The organism is Amycolatopsis sp. AA4 (genome assembly GCF_002796545.1).
GTDB lineage: Bacteria > Actinomycetota > Actinomycetes > Mycobacteriales > Pseudonocardiaceae > Amycolatopsis.
Window position 1 is genome coordinate 2,532,306 of sequence record NZ_CP024894.1, and the last position, 19,506, is coordinate 2,551,811.

At 70.5% G+C, this 19,506-nt stretch carries 15 protein-coding genes; 6 read left to right on the forward strand and 9 right to left on the reverse strand.

Annotation, left to right across the window (positions count from 1 at the left end):
- Positions 1 to 4: 4 nt before the first annotated feature.
- From CU254_RS12030 to CU254_RS12045, 4 genes are all read left to right on the forward strand, one after another.
- The gene (locus CU254_RS12030; RefSeq protein ID WP_009075976.1) at positions 5 to 1,957 is read left to right on the forward strand and encodes a biotin carboxylase N-terminal domain-containing protein; all 1,953 of its coding nucleotides are present in this window, start codon (positions 5 to 7) and stop codon (positions 1,955 to 1,957) included.
- Positions 1,954 to 3,120, forward strand: coding sequence for an acyl-CoA dehydrogenase family protein (locus tag CU254_RS12035; RefSeq protein WP_009075978.1), 1,167 nt, complete (start codon positions 1,954 to 1,956; stop codon positions 3,118 to 3,120). The genes CU254_RS12030 and CU254_RS12035 overlap by 4 nt, the downstream gene beginning before the upstream one ends.
- A 139-nt stretch (positions 3,121 to 3,259) precedes the next feature.
- The gene (locus CU254_RS12040) at positions 3,260 to 3,865 is read left to right on the forward strand and encodes a TetR/AcrR family transcriptional regulator (RefSeq protein WP_037713415.1); all 606 of its coding nucleotides are present in this window, start codon (positions 3,260 to 3,262) and stop codon (positions 3,863 to 3,865) included.
- A gap of 102 nt (positions 3,866 to 3,967) precedes the next feature.
- A complete protein-coding gene (locus tag CU254_RS12045) occupies positions 3,968 to 4,237 on the forward strand; it encodes a hypothetical protein (RefSeq protein ID WP_009075983.1) in 270 nt (89 codons plus the stop codon).
- Between the two features lie 524 nt (positions 4,238 to 4,761).
- On the opposite strand, the gene CU254_RS12050 is transcribed toward CU254_RS12045, so the two are convergent.
- The gene (locus tag CU254_RS12050) at positions 4,762 to 5,733 is read right to left on the reverse strand and encodes a chitinase (protein WP_050788154.1); all 972 of its coding nucleotides are present in this window, start codon (positions 5,731 to 5,733) and stop codon (positions 4,762 to 4,764) included.
- Between the two features lie 314 nt (positions 5,734 to 6,047).
- On the opposite strand from CU254_RS12050, the gene CU254_RS12055 reads away from it, so the two are divergent.
- On the forward strand, positions 6,048 to 6,701 hold the full coding sequence (locus CU254_RS12055; protein ID WP_009075986.1) for an NIPSNAP family protein: 654 nt from the start codon (positions 6,048 to 6,050) through the stop codon (positions 6,699 to 6,701).
- A 1-nt stretch (position 6,702) separates the two neighbouring features.
- Here CU254_RS12055 and CU254_RS12060 read toward each other — a convergent pair whose 3' ends face one another.
- Positions 6,703 to 7,146, reverse strand: a complete 444-nt coding sequence (locus tag CU254_RS12060; protein WP_009075989.1) for a nucleoside deaminase — start codon at positions 7,144 to 7,146, stop codon at positions 6,703 to 6,705.
- Between the two features lie 79 nt (positions 7,147 to 7,225).
- Between CU254_RS12060 and CU254_RS12065 the strand changes: the two genes are divergently transcribed.
- Positions 7,226 to 8,248 carry a YafY family protein gene (locus CU254_RS12065; RefSeq protein ID WP_009075990.1) on the forward strand — a complete coding sequence of 341 codons (1,023 nt, stop codon included), beginning with the start codon at positions 7,226 to 7,228 and terminating at the stop codon, positions 8,246 to 8,248.
- Positions 8,249 to 8,446: 198 nt separating this feature from the next.
- Here CU254_RS12065 and CU254_RS12075 read toward each other — a convergent pair whose 3' ends face one another.
- From CU254_RS12075 to lanKC, 7 genes are all read right to left on the reverse strand, one after another.
- Positions 8,447 to 9,052, reverse strand: coding sequence for a TetR/AcrR family transcriptional regulator (locus CU254_RS12075; protein ID WP_009075994.1), 606 nt, complete (start codon positions 9,050 to 9,052; stop codon positions 8,447 to 8,449).
- A gap of 234 nt (positions 9,053 to 9,286) precedes the next feature.
- Complete coding sequence (locus tag CU254_RS12080) at positions 9,287 to 11,197, reverse strand: primary-amine oxidase (protein WP_009075996.1); 1,911 nt, start codon at positions 11,195 to 11,197, stop codon at positions 9,287 to 9,289.
- On the reverse strand, positions 11,194 to 12,888 hold the full coding sequence (locus CU254_RS12085) for an ABC transporter ATP-binding protein (protein WP_009075999.1): 1,695 nt from the start codon (positions 12,886 to 12,888) through the stop codon (positions 11,194 to 11,196). The genes CU254_RS12080 and CU254_RS12085 overlap by 4 nt, the downstream gene beginning before the upstream one ends.
- On the reverse strand, positions 12,885 to 14,531 hold the full coding sequence (locus CU254_RS12090; RefSeq protein WP_009076000.1) for an ABC transporter ATP-binding protein: 1,647 nt from the start codon (positions 14,529 to 14,531) through the stop codon (positions 12,885 to 12,887). The genes CU254_RS12085 and CU254_RS12090 overlap by 4 nt, the downstream gene beginning before the upstream one ends.
- The gene (locus tag CU254_RS12095) at positions 14,528 to 16,462 is read right to left on the reverse strand and encodes a prolyl oligopeptidase family protein (RefSeq protein WP_009076002.1); all 1,935 of its coding nucleotides are present in this window, start codon (positions 16,460 to 16,462) and stop codon (positions 14,528 to 14,530) included. The genes CU254_RS12090 and CU254_RS12095 overlap by 4 nt, the downstream gene beginning before the upstream one ends.
- 66 nt (positions 16,463 to 16,528) lie before the next feature.
- On the reverse strand, positions 16,529 to 16,657 hold the full coding sequence (locus tag CU254_RS12100; protein ID WP_086024887.1) for a SapB/AmfS family lanthipeptide: 129 nt from the start codon (positions 16,655 to 16,657) through the stop codon (positions 16,529 to 16,531).
- 4 nt (positions 16,658 to 16,661) lie between these two features.
- A complete protein-coding gene (gene lanKC / locus CU254_RS12105; protein ID WP_100266765.1) occupies positions 16,662 to 19,244 on the reverse strand; it encodes a class III lanthionine synthetase LanKC in 2,583 nt (860 codons plus the stop codon).
- Between the last annotated feature and the right edge of the window lie 262 nt (positions 19,245 to 19,506).

The following is a 19,506-nucleotide window of genomic DNA, read 5'->3' on the forward strand; positions in this document are numbered from 1 at the left end:
GGCCATGATCCAGAATCTGCTGGTCGCCAACCGGGGCGAAATCGCCCGCCGCGTGTTCCGCAGCTGCCGGGACGCCGGAATCGGCACGGTCGCGGTGTTTTCCGACGCGGACGCCGACGCGCCGCACGCGCGCGAAGCCGACGTCGCCGTCCGGCTGCCGGGCAACGCGCCGGGCGAGACGTATCTGCGCGGCGAGCTGATCGTCAAAGCCGCGGCCGACGCCGGAGCCGACGCGATCCATCCCGGGTACGGCTTCCTGTCCGAGAACGCCGGTTTCGCCCGTGCGGTGCTCGACGCCGGACTGACCTGGATCGGCCCGCCAGCCGCGGCGATCGAGACCATGGGCTCCAAAGTGGAGTCGAAACGGCTGATGGCCGCCGCCGGGGTTCCGGTGCTGTCCGAATTGGACCCGGCGTCGGTGACCTCGGATGACCTTCCGTTGCTGGTCAAGGCTTCCGCTGGCGGTGGCGGGCGCGGAATGCGCGTGGTCCGTTCGCTCGACGAGCTCGCCGAAGCCGTGGAGAGCGCCCGCGCGGAAGCGGGATCGGCGTTCGGCGACCCGACGGTGTTCTGCGAGCGGTACCTCGAAACCGGACGGCACATCGAGGTCCAGGTGCTCGCCGATTCGCACGGCACGGTCTGGGCGGTCGGGGAGCGGGAGTGCTCCATCCAGCGCCGGCACCAGAAGGTGGTCGAGGAAGCGCCATCGCCCTTCGTGGACGATGCCATGCGGGCCGAATTGTTCGATGCCGCGCGCAAAGCCGCGCAGGCGATCGACTACGTCGGCGCGGGAACCGTCGAATTCCTGGCCGGTCCGGACGGCCGGTTCTACTTCCTGGAGATGAACACGCGGCTGCAGGTCGAGCATCCGGTGACCGAGAATGTCACTGGGCTGGATCTGGTCGCGCTGCAGCTTTCGGTGGCAGAGGGCGCTCGGTTGCCTGCCGAACCGCCTGCGGCCCAGGGGCATTCGATCGAAGTACGCCTGTACGCCGAAGACCCGTCGGCGGGATGGCAGCCGCAGAGCGGTACGTTGCACACCTTCGAAGTGTCCGGAGTGGACCGCGAATTCACCCACGGCGCCGGGCTAAGGCTGGATTCCGGTGTGGAATCCGGTTCGGTGATCGGTGTTCATTACGACCCGATGCTGGCGAAAGTCATCACGTGGGCGCCCACGCGGGCGGAAGCCGCGCGTCGACTCGCCGGTGCGTTGGCCGGCGCGAAGATCCACGGCGTGGTGACGAACCGCGACCTGCTGGTCCGGATCCTGCGCCACGAAGCTTTCCTCGCCGGGGAAACGGATACCGCGTTTTTCGACCGGCACGGACTCGACACTTTGGCCGCTCCGCTGGCCACTGTGGACACCGAACGCTGGTCCGCCTTGGCGGCCGCGCTCGCCGATGCCGCCGGGAACCGGGCTTCCGCGACCACTCTGGGACGACTGCCCAGCGGCTGGCGCAACGTCCGCTCCGCCGGTCAGCGCAAGGTGTTTGCCAAGGGAGACAACCGTTACGAGGTCGTCTACTCGCTGACCCGGGACGGTCTGCGTGCCGAAGGCTACGACGATGTCGCCTTGGTCGCCGCGGCACCGGACAAGGTGGTCCTCGACATCGCCGGGGTCCGCCGGACCTTCGCGGTCGCCCGGCACGGTTCGGTGTCCTATGTGGACTCGCCGCTGGGTGCGGTGGCGCTGGCCGCCGAACCGCGATTCGCGGACCCCGATTCGGCGCTGGCCGCGGGTTCGCTGCTCGCGCCGATGCCGGGCACGGTCGTGCGGCTCGCGGTGTCCGCGGGGGACAGTGTGCGGGCGGGCGATCCGTTGCTGTGGCTGGAAGCGATGAAGATGGAACACCGGATCTCGGCCCCGGCGGACGGCGTGGTCGCCGAACTGCCGGTCGAGGTCGGGCAACAGGTCGAGGTAGGCGCGGTGCTGGCTGTGGTGGGAGAGACCGAATGAACGCGATGAACTTCGTCGAGCCCGAGGAGCGGGTGGCGCTGCGCAAGGCCGCGGCCGACTTGGCGGGCAAGTACGGGCACGAGTATCACGCGAAGAAGGCTCGCGCGGGCGAGAAGACCGACGAGCTGTGGAACGAAGCCGGACGGCTCGGCTACCTGGGCGTGAACCTGCCGGAGGAGTACGGCGGCGGGGGAGCCGGGATCGCGGATCTCGCCGCGGTGCTGGAGGAATTCGCGGCCGCGGGCTCGCCGCTGCTGCTGATGGTGGTGTCGCCGGCGATCGTCGGCACGGTGCTGTCGCGCTTCGGCACGCCGGACCAGAAGAAGCAGTGGCTGCCCGGAATGTCCGACGGCAGCAAGAAAATCGTCTTCGCGATCACCGAGCCGGACGCCGGGTCCAACTCGCACCGCATCACGACGACCGCGCGCCGGGACGGCGGCGACTGGGTGCTGTCCGGGCGCAAGGTGTTCATCTCGGGCGTCGACGAGGCGGACGCGGTGCTCGTCGTCGGCCGCACCGAGGACGCGAAGACCGGCCGCTTGAAGCCGGTGCTGTTCGTGGTGCCGACGGACGCGCCCGGGTTCGAGTATTCGAAGATCGACATGGACATCGTCGCGCCGGAAAACCAGTTCTCCCTGTTCCTGGACGACGTGCGGCTGCCCGCGGAAGCCCTGGTCGGCGAGGAGGACGCGGCGATCGCGCAGCTGTTCGCGGGCCTGAACCCGGAGCGGATCATGGGCGCGTCGCTTTCGCTGGGCACCGCCCGGTACGCGCTGGACAAGGCCGTGGGGTACGCCAACGAACGCCAGGTGTGGGGTGCGCCGATCGGTTCGCACCAGGGGCTCGCGCATCCGCTCGCGCAGGTGAAAATCGAGTTCGAGCTGGCGAAACTGATGACGCAGAAGGCCGCCACGCTCTACGACGCGGGCGACGATTTCGCCTCCGGGGAATCCGCGAACATGGCGAAATACGCGGCGGCGGAAGTCGCGATCCGCGCGGTGGACCAGGCGGTGCAAACCCACGGCGGGAACGGCCTGGCGACCGAATACGGCCTGGGAAGCCTGGTGACGACCGTGCGGTTGGGCCGGATCGCGCCGGTGAGCCGCGAGATGGTGCTGAATTTCGTGGGGCAGCACAGCCTTGGGCTGCCGAAGTCGTACTGAGCAGTGGTGACGTCATGAGGAGCGTCCGACGCGGGCCGGGCCTGAGGTCCGTGAGGGGAACCCTGAGGGAATCAGAGTCCCTGAGGGTTCCCCTCACGGACTTGTGCGGGAGCGGACCGGCCGGGCGAGGTGGTGCCTGATGCTCCGCGAACCGCAGCAAGAACGCAGCCGCACTACTCGGCGGCGGTTGATCGAGGCCGCCATGGACTGCATTGGGGAGCGGGGCTGGCACGGGGTCACCGTCGCGGTCATCGCGGAGCGGGCCGGAGTTTCCCGGGGCGCGGCGCAGCACCACTTCCCGACCAGGGAATCGCTGGTCGCCGCGGCCGTCGAGTTGCTCGGCGAGGCTCAGCTGGACGAACTGCGCACCCGGGCGGCCGGGTCGCCGGGCGGGGCGTCGCGGATCGAGTGGGTCGTCGAGATGTTGCTGACCCTCTACACCGGGCCGATGTTCCGCGCCGCGCTGCAGTTGTGGGCGGTCGCGTCGACGGACGAGCAGTTGCGCGACGTCCTCGTGCCGCTGGAGGCGCGGGTCGGGCGGGAGGCGCATCGGGTCGCGGTCGAGCTGCTCGGCGTCGACGAGACTCGGCCGGGCGTGCGCGAACTGGTCCAGGCCACGCTCGACCTCGGGCGCGGGCTCGGCCTCGCCAACCTGCTCACCGACGACACCCGCCGCCGCGAACAGATCGTGCGCGAGTGGGCTCGGACGCTCGAGTCTCGCCTGGCGGGAACCGAACAGGTCTAGGCATCGTCACATTCCCGAACAGCTACAGTGTGGCTGTTAACACAGTTGGCTCAATCGGCGATAACGTTGAGTAAGTAGCCCACGAGGAAGAAGGCGATCCCGGTGTCCGGTGCAGAAGGGGTGACCGTCGAGCTGACCCATCGCGCGATGGCCATGCTCAAGGCGGTCGCGCAACAGCGCGCGGAGATGTCCACCAGCTGCGAGCCCGACCTTTTCGTCGACGGTTTCGCGTGCTGCGACCAGATGACCGCGCACGCGCTCGCCAAGGGCGGCTACCTTCGTCCGGGCAAGGGTGTCACCGCCGCGGGCCGCGTCCCCGCCGAGCTGACCGAGGCCGGCGAAGCGGCGCTGTCGGTTACCGCCGCTGCCTGATCTTCACTCGTTTGGCCGTATCCGCGCACGCTGTGTGACGGACGGTCGAACGGGGACCTCCCGGGCGGGAAGGTCCCCGTCGCCCCGCTTCGCCCGGCTGGACTGCCACCAGGGCGAGGCGGTGGTTCAGTCCACCGGTGGCTGACGGCACGGCGGCCGGTCGCCCAGCCGGACCGCCCCCAACGCGGTCCGGGCCGACCGAACGGGTGCCACCTGGTTTGGACCAGGTGAGCGTGCCCAGGCGGGTTCAGCCCGATCGATCCGCTCACCTCGGCCGAACTGCGGCCCGTCTTGCTCTGACCAGCCGAACTGCCGTCGATTCGGCCCGCCGTGACCGTTGTGGTCGGAGCAGCCGAACCGCCGTCAGCTCGGCATAGGCGAGCTGTACCGCTGTCGGCTCGGCTCGCTGCGACCGTTGCGGCCGGGTCAGGGGAGCGCTGCCAGTCCACTCCGGAGCACCGCGGTCAGCCTCGTGCGGATCGGCACCCGGCCTGAAGCAGCCGAACCGCCGCCCCGGACCGTGGTCAGCCGTTGTACCCGGCCACCACCTTCGTGAACGCGTAGTTCTCCTGGTCGATCCCGCTGCACCCGCTGCAGTCCCGGTTCGTCGCCCAGAACGTCACCCGGCCCAGGTGATGCTCGGCGGCCCAGTCCCGGATCGCGGTGAAGTCCGCTACCGACACGACTTCGCCCGCTCGGTCGGTCTTGCCGTTCATCGACGACAGGCCCGCTCGGTGATAAGCCGTGGCGTCGTCCCAGCCGAAGGTCGACTTCAGTTCCCCGACCAGCCCGTCGACCGCGGATTTCGTCATCGCGACCATGTCGCCGCCGTCGGAGAAGTCGAACGGCATCAGCGACCACACGTCGACGTCCGCGCCCAGTGCCTTCGCCTGCGAGATCAGCCGCTTGCCCCAGTCGTTCGGGCCCTGCGGCGTGGTGCCCATCGTGATCACGACCCGCAGGTTCGGGTTCCTGTCCTTGACGATCTTGACCGCGCCGAGGATCCGGTCCTGCACGGCCGCGTTCTCGAACTCGTCGGTGTTTTCGATGTCGAGGTCGATCGCTTGCAAGCTGTAGGCGTCGATCACCTGCTGGTACGCGCCCGCCAATTCGTCCGGCGACCCGCAGTTCGGGCCCAGTTTGTTGCCCGACCAGCCGCCGAAGGACGGGATCACGTCGCCGCCCGCGGAGCGGATCTTCTGGATCATCGCGGCATCGGTGCCGTCGAGCGGGCGATTGCCGTCCCACGCCGGGGTGCAGCCGCCGCCGGAAAGCATGAACGCGAGGGTGAACGCGCTGACGCCGGTCGCGTCCATCGCGGCGGACGGATCGCTCTGGCCGCCCCACTGGTACAGGTACGGCGCCGCGAGGACCGGGTCTCCCGCGGCTGAGGCGGTGCCGGTCGCGGCGGACAGCGCGGCACCGGCGGCGAGTGCCAGTACGCCGAGCCGTCCGGCGAGTGCCCGGCGGGAATTGCTGCGGCGCAAGGATTTCATGGGTCCTCCAACGGGGGAAGCGCGCCCGGCGGCACGCGTCATCGGAGCACCTGGCGAAGCCGGACGTGGCGGCGGCGCCCCGGCAGGCACTCGGGGGAGTGTGTGCGCAGTCACAATGGACTAGACCATTGAGAAGTGTCAAGACGCGGGCGAGGGTGGGAAAAAACCTCACTGCTGGCAGGAGGTCCGGGTGCCGGTGAGCGGGACGATCGGGAAGCCGGGCGGGGACGGAAGGGCAACCGAAGCCGCTCGGCGAGCGCGGTCGCCCCGCTGTGCGACGCTGGGAGGAGAAGCGAGAGCGAACTGGGAGCGTCATGACCGAACCGGTCCGGATCAGCGGTGCCGACGTCGCCCTGGAGCAGCAGGCCGTCCGGTACGAGCTGGCGATCCTGTCGTTCCGGCTGCTCGACGGGCCGAAAGCCGCCGAGGGCGTGCTGCCGTGGGTCGAGGGGCACGGCGAGCTGCTCGGCTGCTGGCAGACGGAGAACGGCCCGCTCGGCAGGCTGCTCGTGCTGCGCGGATTCGAGAACCAGCAAGCTCTGGACGAGGAGCGGTTGCGCGCCCGGCACAGCCGCGAACCGTTCGGCGGCGGCTGCCTGACCGACCTGTCGCTGCAGAGTTTCGCGCCGTTCCCGTTCGTCCCGCCGGTGCGGCCGGGGAAGTACGGCTCGGTCTACGAAATCCGCGACTACCGCCTCCGGCCCGGCGGCCTGACCGCGACGATCGACGGCTGGCGCGAAGCGCTGCCCGCGCGGCACCTGGTCGATCCGCTGACCGTGGTGATGTACGCGCTCGACGGCCCGGACCGGATCATCCAGATCTGGCCGTTCGCCAGCCTGGACGAACGGCTCGCGATCCGCCGCGACCTCTACGCGAAGGGCATGTGGCCGCCGCCGGGCGCGCCGGAGGAGATCCTCGACGCGGACTCGATCATCGCCCTGCCGACGGAGTTTTCGCCGCTGGCCTGAGTCACGTCGGTTCGCCGATGTCCTCGAACCACAGCGCGGGCTCCCGCTCGATGAACTCGGTCATCAGTGCGACGCACGCCGGGTCGTCGAGGAGGTCGATCCGGACGCCGTGGTCGGCCAGCCAGCCGTGGCCGCCGGTGAACGTCCGCGATTCGCCGATCACCACGTGCGGGATGCCGAACTGCCGGACCAGGCCGCTGCAATACCAGCACGGCGACAGCGTGGTGACCATGATCGTGTCGCGGTAGTGCGGGCGGCGGCCGGCGGCGCGGAACGCGGCGGTTTCGGCGTGCAGGGACGGGTCGCCGTCCTGGACGCGCCGGTTGTGGCCGCGGCCGAGCAGCTTCCCGTCCCGGTCGAACAGGGCCGCGCCGATCGGCACGCCGCCCTCGGCTTTTCCGGCTTCCGCCTCTTCGCGGGCGACAGCGAGCAGGTCGTCGAGCATGCGTCACTTTCGCACGGCGCGGCGAGGTCCGGCCGATCGAGGACTGAAGCTGTCCGCGAAGCGTGGCAGAGTGCTCGGCATGTACGGAACCTCCGAGCGCCTGTTGCGCCTGCTCTCGCTGCTGCAGGCGCGCCGCGACTGGCCTGGTCCGGACCTCGCGGGCCGGTTGGGCGTCGACGTCCGGACGATCCGCCGCGACGTCGAACGGCTGCGGCAGCTCGGTTACCCGGTGCACGCGACACCGGGGGTCGCGGGCGGGTACCGGCTGGGCTCCGGTGCGGCGCTGCCGCCGTTGCTGCTGGACGACGACGAGGCGGTCGCGGTGGCGGTCGGCCTCCGCACGGCGGCCAACGGCACCGTGTCCGGCATCGAGGAGACGTCTGTGCGCGCGTTGGCGAAGCTCGAGCAGGTGCTGCCCGCGCGGCTGCGGCACCGGGTGCGGGCGATGGATTCGGCGATGGTCCGGATGCCGGGCGGCGCGCCGACGATCGACGCGGAGCTGCTCACCGTGGTCGCGGCCGCGTGCCGGGACCACGAGCGGCTGCGGTTCACCTACGGCACGCACGCGGGCGCGGTGGCCGAACGCGACGTGGAACCGCTGCGGCTCGTGCACACCGGCTGGCGCTGGTACCTCGTCGCGTGGGACCTCGGCCGCGACGCCTGGCGCACCTTCCGGCTGGACCGCATCGAAGGTCTGCCGACGCCCAGTTTCCGTTTCACGCCAAGGAAACCGCCGGCCGAGGACCTCGCCGCGTACGTGTCGAGCCGCATCGCGACCGCGCCGTATCCGCACATCGTGACGCTGCGGGTGTCGGCTCCGGCGGAAGTGCTGGCGGCGCGGGTTTCTCCGACGACGGCCGTGATCGAGCCGATCGACGACGAGACCTGCCGGATGCGCACCGGCGCGAAAACCTTCGACTACATCCCGTTTTACCTCGCGCAGTGGGAATTCGATTTCGTGGTGGAGGACGCACCGCCGGAATTGCTGGACCGATTGGCGCACATCGCGGAACGGTTCGCGCGGGCGACTTCAGGCCGAGGTGGCGACGGCGAGCAGATCCGCGGGGGCGATGCCTCGGTCTGGCTCCGCACCGGTGAGTGAGTCGGAAATCGTGACGCACGGTCGACGCGTTCGGCGAAGAGGTGACCGGCATCGGGGTCGGCGACCCGGTTTTCGGTCCGGGGCCGTTCCACCGGTCCGCTGCGACGTCCTCGGCGAGTTCGCGTCGCTCGCGGCGGAGGGCAAATTCTCGATTCCGGTGTCCCGGATCTTCCCGCTGGGCGAGTGGCGCGCCGCGCGCTAACTCGCGCCGAGCATGCGGAGGACCAGTTCGCCGTACTCCCTGCCGAGTTCGGCGGGCGTCTGCCGGGTCCGTTCGCTGTACCAGCGCGCGACGTCGACGCCCAGCGACAGCACCGCCCGTGCCGCGATCCCGACGTCGCTGACGGTGAACGCGCCGGACTCGACCCCGTCGGCGATCACCTCGCGCACGCGCTGCTCGATCTTCCGCCGAAGCTGCGCGACGACCTGGTATTCCTTCTCCGGCAACGCGTTCAGCTCGTACTGCACGACCCGCGCGACCGTGTGCCGCCGCGCGTGCCAGGCGACGAAATCCTCCACTAGCAGCCGCATCCGCTCCACCGGGCCGGTGACGCGCCCGAGGACGTCCTCGACGAGGGCGAGCGTCTGCTCGTGCCCGTTGCGGCTGATCGCGAAAAGCAGCGCGGCTTTCGAGGGGAAGTGCACGTACAGCGCGGCCGGGCTCATCCCCGCCGCGCCGGCGATGTCCCGCGTGGTGGTCGCGTGGTAGCCGCGCTCGGCGAACGACTCCACCCCGGCGAGCATCAGCCGGCGCGCGGTCTCGGGCTGCACGTCGGGCCACAGGTCGGCCGAGAGCGTGGTCATCCGGCGATCCTCCTCTAGTCCCGCGCCGGCCGGTGAGTCCGCCCGTCGTTCCTAGAGTGTAAGCGCTCGCTCAGTGCCGAGTCCGGTCGTGCGTCCGCGACCGGCGCGACCTGCCGATGAGCGTATCGGAGCTGCCCGGCCGCGGCCGAGGAAAACAGTACTTTCGGCGGTGCCGCAGGCACGCTGCGCAGGAATCGGAGCCTGCCTCCGGAACCGCGGCCGACGCCGGACGGCTCAGCAGTGATGTCCGGGCCGAGGCAGGTCCAGCGCCGGGTTCGCGGCGAAGAACGCCACCGGCCTGAGGTGGAAGCCCGCTTTGGACACCGGCATCACCGGCCAGTCCTCCGGGCGCGGCACGTGGTTCGCGCCGAACGTGTACCAGACCACGACATCGGTGTCGACGAGCGGCCGGTCGGCGCGGACGTACTCGGCGAGTCCGTCGTCGCCGGGGCGTTGGTTGGGGTAATCGCCCGACGCGTAGCGCTGGTCCGGATCGTAGGCGGTGACCCACAAGTGCCGGTACGCGAAGCCCGCGCGCCGGCTCGTCTGCGACCCGCTTTGGGCCAGCGGCAGGATGTTCGTCCCCGGCATCAGCTGGTAGCCGACCGGGCGGCCGGTGTGGTGGCGGACCGACGGGTTGACGACTGTCCACACGCGACCGGCGAGCGGGTCGACCAGCCGCTGTGCCTCGCTTTCCCGGGCGAGCAGCGTGGGCTGCGCGGCGAACGCGTTGTGGTGCTCGGAACCCGGCACGGCGACGGTGTCCACTTCGTACACGCTGTTGTGCTCACCGTCGACGGACATGTCCAGCCGCATGTTGAAGAAATGCTGGTGGTTCGGGGCGTACAGGCCGGGAGCGACCGGGGTGCCGTAGCGCGGAGCATCGCCCTCGTACGCGCCGGTGGAGACGATGCCGGTCAGCTTCACCTCGAACTCGATGGTGCCGTCGAGGTAGAAGTACCAGAAGAATCCGTAGTCGTAGTTGTTCGCGGTGGCCCAGCAGGAGACCACGAGCCGGCGCTGCCGACGGGTTTCGGCGTGCCCGAGGTTGCCGTCGGTGTGCTTCCAGGCCAGGTTGTCGTCCTCCTCGTGGATGCAGACGGCGTTGGGCAGCGTCACCGGAGCGCCGTCGTCGTCGCACATCACGACGTCCAGGTAGCGGATCTCGCCGAGGCAATCGCAGCCCAGCGCGAGCGAGTTCAGCCACGGCCCGATGCCGCCCTCGCCGATGTCGAAGGCGTTCTTCACCCGCTGCGACGGGTTCGGATCGCCGTAAGGCACGTACAGCTCCGACATCGAAGCCCGGTACACGATCGGCCGCTCTCGTCCGCCGTCGTCGTACCCGATTTGGTGCAGCACCAAGCCTTCCCGCATGGTGTAGCCGACGCGCAGGCGCCAGCGCTGCCAGCTCAGCTCGTAGCCGTCCAGCGTGAAACTCGGACCATCCGGTTGCGTGATTTCCAGCGGCCGAAGATCGGCCCGGGTCGCGGCGAACGACGGCACGTTGTCCGGGTAGCCCTCGATCTCGCCGGTGACCAGCTCCGGGATGTAGTTGCCGTGCCGCGGCGGGATCGGCACGACGCCGTGGTCGGCGAGTTCCGCGACCTCCATCCGGTCGATGTCGACCAGTGCGGTCAGCCCTTCGACCGGGTGGGCGTAGCGATTGTCGTAAATCCCTTGCCGCACATAGACCTGCGGGCGCATCAGCCGCCGTGCCGGGTCCTCGGCGGGCCCGGTGTTGCCCGCCGCCCACAGGTCGATCACGACCGAGTCCAGGTCGGTGATTCCCCTGCGGCGCAAGGCCTCCTGGAAGCCGGGGTCGGCGCGCAGGACCGCGTCGCATTCGGCGAACTCGTCGCGGGAGAAGCCCGGCTGCGCGTCGGGAATCTCCCGCCAGGACACCAGTTCCCCGCGGGTGATCGAGACGACGGCCTCGATCGTGGTCCGGCTGTCCCGGTCGCGCAGCACCGCGAACGCCTCGCGCTCGACCGGGACCCCGTCGAGCACGGAGCGTTTGGCCGGCTCGTGCAGTTCGATGCTGAGGAACCGCACCATGGCCCCGAGTCCCTTGGCGCCCTTGAGAATCGCGGACGCGGCCGCGATCTCGTCGGCCGTGAGCGGCGCGAGCGGATTAGCGGTCGTCACACTTCCTCCAGGCGGCGTTCAGGATTCCAGTGACCGAGCAGGTCCCGGTAGAGGGGAGAGGTTTCCAAGAGCGTCCGGTGCTCCCCGGCGGCGGCACCGGTGCCGTCGAGCACCAGTACCCGGCGAGCGCGCAAGGCGGAGCTGATCCGGTGCGCGATCACGATCAGCGTGCAATCGCGCTGCGCGAACGCTTCCTCGGCTCGGCGTTCGGCGGCGGGGTCGAGATGACAGGTCGCTTCGTCCAGGACCACCACCGAGGCCGGTGAGAGGTAGGCCCGCACCAGTGCGATCAGCTGCCGTTCGCCCGCTGACAACGCCGACGGCACGACCTCGTCGCCGAGGCGCGCCACAAGCTCGTCGGCGCCGATCGCGTGGACTGCCTGCGCCACCCGCTCGGGGTCGGCGTCCGGCGCGAAGTAGGTCAGGTTGTCCCGCACGGTGCCCGCGAAGACGTAGGCCTCCTGCGGGATCAGCGTGCGCACCTGAGCAAGCCGCTGTGCGGACAGGTCGGAGACCGGTACGTCGCCGAGCAGGACCTCGCCGGCGGTGGGGCGCAGCAGTCCGCAAAGCAGACCCGCCAGCGTCGACTTGCCGATGCCGCTGGGACCGACGATCGCCAGGTGGTCGCCCGGCGGCACGACGAGATCGAGCCCGCGCAGCACGGGTTCGGCATGCGAGCCGTAGGCGAAAGTGAGGTCGCGGACGGTCAGTTCGCCGCTGCGGCCGGGTTCGGCGAGGCGCGCCGGTTCGGCGGGCAGTTCGGCGGCGTCGAGGATGCGGCCGACGGTGACGACGTACCGCAAACCGCTGCCGCCGACCGCGGTCATCAGGTTGCGCAGCACCGGCTGGAGTCCGATGAGGACGTAGGTGAGACCGCCCATCACGGCCCCGGCGGTCAGGCCGCGGCTGACCAGCCACGGTCCGGCGACGAGCAGCACGATCAGCGGCACCCAGCCGCCGACTGCCAGGCAGAGCGTGCGGGCCGCGGTGACGGTGGCGATCGCGCGCTCGGCGTCGGCCTGCGCCCGGATCGGCCCGGCGACCAGGTCCGCGGAGTGCTCCTCGGCGCCGGTCGCGGCGATGTCGCGAGTGCCGGCCAGTACGGCTCCGGCGGTGACCGCGAGGCGCTCGTCGGCGTGTACGGAGCGGCGGAACCGTTCGGCGGCCAGGTGGAGCGTGCCGAGGAACAGGCCGAGACCCAGCAGGAACGGCGGCAGCAGGAGGGCCACGATGACCGGGTCGACCGACCCCATGCCGACCACGACGCCCACGACCGTCACGAGGAACCCGCGCAGCACGACGATCAGCCCGGCGTAGGTGTCGCGGACGATCTCGACCTGGTGGGTCAGGCGCGCGATGGCCCCGTCGTCGGCGCGCCCGCGCACCGCGTGTCCCAGTGCCCCGCGGACGACCTTGCGCACGAGGGTGTCGCGGAACGGCTCGACCAGCGAGCCGAGCAGCCGGCACACCTGTCGCGAGCCGAGTGCCCCCAGCCCGGCGGCCACGAGCAGCAGCCCGAGCCACGCGAGGCCCACCGCCGGGCGATGGGCCAGGAAACCCGAGTCGACCGCGTGCGCGACCGCGAAGCCGGAGAGAGCGGCGGGCAGCGCCTCGGGCACCGACCACAGCAGCAACGCCACCACCGGCCTGCGCGGCATCGCCTGGAGGCCAAAGGAGATTTCCCGCCTCATCCGAAGACCTCCCGGTAATCCGGCCGCGCCCACAGTTCGTCGTGGGTGCCGGTCGCGACGACCTTGCCCTCGGCCAGCCAGACCACCAGGTCGGCGCGCGCCGCGGTCGCCGCGCGGTGGGTGACGATCAGCCGGGTGCGCTCGCCGTGGTCGTCGGTGAGGGTGCGGGCGATCTGCATCTCGGTGACCATGTCCACACTGGACGTCGCGTCGTCGAGGACCAGCAGGCGCCGGGCTGGCCACGCGCGGGCCAGGCCGAGCCGCTGGTGCTCGCCGCCGGACAGAGGCGCCTCGGCCAGCGGGGTCGCGTAGCCGTCCGGGAGCCGGTTGACGAACTCGTCCGCGTGCGTGGCGCGCGCAGAGGCCCGCACGTCGATGTCGCGTCCGGCAGCCACCGCGTCCGCGATCGACGCGCCGACGAGGACCGGCCGCTCGAACGCGCAGCCGACCGCGGTGCGCAGCGCGCGATGCTCCAGCGCCGCCAGCGCGACTCCGTCGAGCAGGACCTCGCCTTCGTCGGGGGTGCGCAGGCGCGCGGCTACCTCCGCGAGCACCGACTTACCCGCTCCGGACGCGCCGACGACCGCTACCGCCGCCCCGCCGGGGATGCTCAGGTGCACGTCTTCCAGCAACACCGTGTCGTCCGCGCGCACCGTCACGCCGCGGAACTCGACGGCACCCGGGCCGTCCGGCAACGCCTCGGTGCCGTAGGAAACCGGTTCGGTCGCGAGCACTTCGGCGACGCGGCGCACGCCCGCCTTGGCCCGGGCGAGCCTGCTGAAGACCCCGGTCAACGCGCCGAGCCCGCCGCCGATCACCGCGTATTGGCTGGCCGCGAACAGTTCGCCGGGGGTGATCCGGCCGCGCAGCAGTTCGATGCCGCCGGCGGCGAGCACGGCGACCAGCACGAGGGGGCCGACCAAGGTGGCTTGCGCACTGGAGCGCGCCAGGACGTTCCAGGTGCCGGCACCGTGTTCGTGCAGCGTCGGCAGATCAGCCAGCACCCGGCGTTCCTCCGCGTCGACGGTGCCCGCGGCGGCGATTGTCCGGGCCCCGCCGAGGGATTCGGCGAGCCGGGCCGCGATCGCGCTCTGCGTCTGCTGGTAGGCGACCATCACCGCCGCACTGCGCAATGCGAAGGTCCGCAGCACGGCCACCACCAGCGCGAGGCCGGCCAGCAAGGCGAGCGCGAGCCACAGATCGATCCAGGCCAGCAGCACGAGACTGCCGATCGGCGGCAGCGCGGCCGAGATCGTCGTGACGACGGCCGGACCGGCTTGCGCGGCCTCGACCGCGCTGCCCGAGACCCGCGTGACCAGGTCGCCGGTCTCGAACCGGGCGGCGCGGGCCGGACCGATCGCGAGCACATGCCGCACGACGCGATCGCGCAGCCACGCCGTGGTCCCGGCGACGCAGGCGGTGCCCGCGTAGGCGTCGACCACGTCGAAGACGACGTTGACAGCGATCAGGATCCCGGCGGCCACCACCCAGGTCCCGCGGCTGTGCCCGGTGATCAGCGCGTCGACCGCGTTGCCCAGCACAGTGGGCAACGCGAGGGTGCCGAGGCTGCCGACGAGGCCGGCGAGCCCGATCAGCGGCAGCCAGCCGCCCGCGCGCCGCGCGACGTCGCCGAAAGTGATCATGCGACGTCCAGCCCGGTGTGCTTGGCGAGGAACGCGAGCAGGTCGCCCGCGAGCCGCATCGCCCGGGTCGCCGAACTCGCGCCGTGGCCGGCGTCCGGCTCATGGCGCAGCAACACCGGCCGCCCGCTCGCGGTCGCCCACTGCAGCGCCGCGCACATCTTGCGGGCGTGCATCGGGTCGACCCGGGTGTCTCCGCCGAACGTCGTGAAGAGCACCGCGGGGTACTCGACGCCTTCCTTCACCCGGTGGTACGGCGAATAGCCGAGCAGCCAAGCCAATTGCTCGGGATCAGCGGCGGAGCCGTACTCCTCGCGCCACTGCGGACCGAGGCCGAACCGCTCGTACCGCACCATGTCGAGCACCGGCGCCGAGCACACCGCGGCGGCGAACAGTTCCGGACGCTGGGTCAGCGCGCCCGCGACCAGCAAGCCGCCGTTGGACTCGCCGCAGATGCCCAGGTGCGCCGGTGTCGTCCAGCCCTCGGCGATCAAGTGCTCGGCCGCGCAGACGAAGTCGTCGAAGGCATTCTGCTTGCGGTCGAGCATTCCGTCGCGGTGCCATTCTTCCCCTTCCTCGCCGCCGCCCCGCACCTGTGCGGACGCGAAAACGCCGCCCGCCTCGACCCACGCGAGGATGTAACTGGAGTAGGACGGCGTGAGCGGTACGCCGAAACCGCCGTAGCCGTAGAGAATCGTCGGACGCGGCCCGGTGCCGGGCTTCGCGAGGACTACGACCCGGATCGGGGTGCCGTCCGCGGAAGTCGCGGTCAATTGCCGGCTGAGCACGTCGGGCACGGTCACGCCGGGCGTTCCCGCCCACAGTTTTGTCTGGTGCGTCTCGGCGTCGTAGCGGTAGACCGCGCCCGGCGTCACGCTGTCGGTGTAGCTGAACCACACCTCGTTGCCGCGCGTGGACACCGAACCCAGCGATCCGGCACCGGGCAACGGCACGTCGGCGACCCGGTCGCCGGTCCGGAGGTCGTGCAGGCTCATCTCGCCGATCGCGTGCCTGATCCGGCTCACCACCAGGAACCCGTCCAGCAGCGCCAGATCGCTGATCACCGCTGCCGGATCCTCCGGGATCAACTCGCGCCACCGCGAGGGCTCGGAGAGATCGGCCACGCACACGCGGCCGCGCGGCGCGTCCTGGTCGGTGAGGAGGTACAGGAAATCCTTGTGGGGCAGGGCGGCCGCGCGACCGTTCGGTCCTTTGTGGATGGTTCGCTCCGCGCCGGTGACGGGGTCGACGAGCCACAGGCCGGTGCCTTCGGCGAGCACCAGGCATCGGCCGTCGCGATCGATTTCCAGCCCGAGCGACCCGGTTCGCTCGGAGACCGCGAAGTCCTGTTCGACCGGGGTGCCGACCCGGTGCCGCCAAACGCGCCGCTCGCGCACGTAGCAGAATTCCTCGGTGCCGGACAACCACGCGACCGGGGTGTACCGGCATCCGTGGATCGGCCCGCCGAGTTGCTCGCCGGAGCCGACGTCGAGCACGTGCAGAACTGAGTTTTCCGTACCACCGCGGGAGAGCTGGTACGCCAGGCGCGTGCCGTCGTGGCTGGGGTGCCATGCGTCGAGCGTCACCAGGCCGTCGCGGTCCAGCGCGCTCGGGTCGACGAGCGCCCGTTCCGCACCGTCCGATTCGGACACATAGAGCACCGGGTGCTCCTGTCCGGGTTGCTGGCGAAGGAAAAACTGCCGATCGCCGCGCCAGAGGGGAGCTGTCACGACCCCAATCGCGCTCAGCCGCCGCACGTCCTGGTGCAGCCGCGCGCGTCCGGGCAGGGCGGCGGCGTGCGCGCGCCAGCGGTCGTCCTCGGCGGCCTGCCAGCTCCGGGTCTGCGCGCTGGCGGCGTCTTCGAGCCACCGGTAGGGATCGGGCACGAGGTAACCGTGCAGGTCGTCGACGATCGGCAGGCGTTCGGCAAGCACGGCCGCTCCTTTCGCGAAGGGTGGGTCCCGGGCGGAGGACAAGTTCCGCCCAGGACCCGTCGAGCGTCAGTGGCAGAGCAACAGGCTGACGTTGCTCGGCGTGTGCGACGCGCAGCCCAGAACGGTCAGCGTGGAACCGCCGCCGCCGCCCTTGCCGCCGGGAGCCTCCAGACCCTGCAGGTCGAGAAGTGCCATGTGATTACACCTCCTTCGATCGGTCGTCGGGTGACGAATGCCCAGTGGCATCCGGGTTCTCGGGACCGGCCAGGAACGGGAGCCGCACGGGTGCGTCGTGCAGCACCGAGCCGAGCGCGAACAGCACGCCCGCCGTCCCGGTCGCGAAATCCATCGACAGGCGCAACAGCTGGTCGCCGGGGAACGCGAGCCCGTCGGCATAGGGCACCGCGTGCCAGCCCAGCCCCCGGACCAAGGTGTCCACTGCGGACGGTTGCGCGGCCAGGAGCATTCCGGCCCGGCCGGTGTAAAGGCCGGACTGCACGAAGTAGGCGCTCCGGGTGACCGCGCGCAGCCTGGCCAGTATTTCGCCGAGTTCTTCGTCCGGGCGGTGGCGCAGATAGCGCTCCAGCACCAACGCGATCCCGACCGAACCCTCGTCGAGGTAGGGCAGCGTCCGCCAGCCTTGGTCGATCTGCACGGTGCCGTCCTCGGCGCGGATGCACCGGCGAAGGTCCTGGCGCAGCGCGATTTCCGCGCGATCGAGCAAGCCAAGGTCGCCCGTTTGCTCGTAGGCGTGCAGGAACAGCAACGCCGGTCCGGCCGACCCGAACATCAGCCCGGCCCGGGGATGGTCGCCTCCGCTGATTTCGGGGACGTCGGTCACGCCGCCCAGCCGGTCGGCGACCTGGTCGACCACCGACAGCGCGGCCTCGAGGCCGAGGTCGGCCCGGAAGTGCAGCAAATTGAGCCCGATACCGGCCAGTCCGCCGTGCAAGCCGAGTTCGGTCGCGTCCGGCGGCATCGCGAGACAGCGTTCAAGGATTCTCAGCGCGTCTTGCCGGTGCCCCAGTTCGGCCAGGACATACGCGACGCCGTGCAGGCCGTTGTAGAAGCCGAGGGCAGCGCCGTCGGCCGGGGTCAACGCGTGTTTGCGCAGCCAGTCCTCGTGTTCGGGGAAGCGTCCCGCACCGGTGGCGGAGAGGGCGTACAGCACGCCTGCCGCGCCGTACGCGATGTTGATGCCGCCTCCGGGCAGGAACTGCGCGATGTCGCCGGGGAAAAGGCGGTCGTCGCGGTCCGGGGTGGCGGACGCGAGGATCGAGGTGCGCAGCGCGGCCCGCAATTCGTCCCAAGTGGACACTCCGGGCAGCGGGAGGCCGGGCATCCGGGACGGCTCCGGCTCCGCGCCCTCGATGACGCGCACGGATTCGTCCAACGCGCCCGGCGGCAACGGGAAGACCTTGGCCGCGTACTCCGCGATCTGCCGTGCCTTGCCGGGGTCGAACCGCGTGGTGATGGTGGCCTGCGGGGCGAACATGCCCAGGTACATGCAGGCGAGCGCGTACCGGTCCACCTCGGTGCCGAGCCGGTCGGCGGGCGCGGAGAACGCCGGGTGCGCGAGCGACGAGCGGGCCGCGTCTTCCGCCAGGGTGGCGACCTCGAAGTCGATCAGCACCAGCCGGCCCTCGGCCGTGACCAGGATGTTCTCCGGGTGCAAATCGCCGAACACGACGCCGCGTCCGTGCAGCGCGTCCACCGCGGCGGAGACCTTGGCGAGCATGCCCAGTGCCCACTCGACGTATTCGGCCAGCTTCTCCGGCCCCGGATCGGGATGGGTCAGCGGATAGCGGTGCACCAGCAGGCGCTGCAACGGGTTGCCGTCGACGAACTCCTCGACGAGGAAGTGGTGTTCGCCCAGTTCGAAGGAGTCGAGCATCGCGGGCACCACGTCGAGTCCGGCGAGGCGGCCCAGCATGTCGCGCTCGTGCCCGATCCGGGTCACCGCGTCGCGGCCGGCCACGTCGAGGCCCGCGTACGGCCGGCCCTCCTTGAGCACGACGCGGTCGCCGGTGCGGGTGTCCCGGCCGAGGTACACGCCGCCGCCGTTCGAGAACTGCATCGCGCTTTCGATCGCGTACGGCAGATCCGCCGTGGTGACGGCCGCCCGGGCGGCTAGGTGCGGTTCCAGGAACGACGGCAGCGGGATCCACGGCGGGAGCGCGAACGTCGGGCCGCGCACGTCGGGAACCAGTGCGCCGTCGGCATTTTCGATGGCGAGCACGCGCTCCCCGTTGTCCGATACGCAGAAACGCTCGGTGAAGCCGCCGTACCGCACATACAGCGGCCCGTCGCCGTAGCGGAGATCGCTGAGGATGTAGGGGCCTGCTACCCCGCGAAGCAGGCCGTCCAGTTCGGCGAGCACGGTCTCGAACCGGGTGTCCGAATCCGGGTAAATAGTGGCCAGTTTTCCGCTCGATCCCCGGAATGCCGATTTGGCGTTGAACAGCACCACGACATTTCTGCTGCGCAAGAATTTGAACGCGATCCGGTTGCTTTCGCAGTATTCCCAGACCGCGTCCAGCACCCGTTCGGCGTCCTCCAGCCGTGCCGACACATGGATCTTCCAGCCTTGCGCCGGGAGCGGGACGTCCTCGGGCGCGTAGTACATCCAGGTGTCGCTGGACTCGTGCGCCCATCCGGGCGGAACCGCGCGCGCGGTGGCCGCGAAGTCCGTGCTGTCGCCGGCGTGCCGGGTCGGCTGGTCGTAGAACAGCCGGTCGGCGAGGCAGTAGACCTCGTAGTTCGCCTCGTCCCGCACCGTCATCCGAGCCCACCTCTTCAGCTGCGATTCATGGCCGGACGGAAGGTTAAGAAATGGGGTTTCCGGCCGGCTTAGCGTTCTCTTACGGGCATTTGGAGGCGGGTTAATCGGCGGTACGCTGCTCCATTTGGGGGCTAATCGCACGAATGGAGCAATTTTGTTTCCGAGGGTAACGGAGCGCGATTTCCAACGACTGGATGTGGGCAGGCCGAGTACTCTCCCGACGAAGGGCGCGTATGAGCATCCGGAATACCCTGGACTTCGC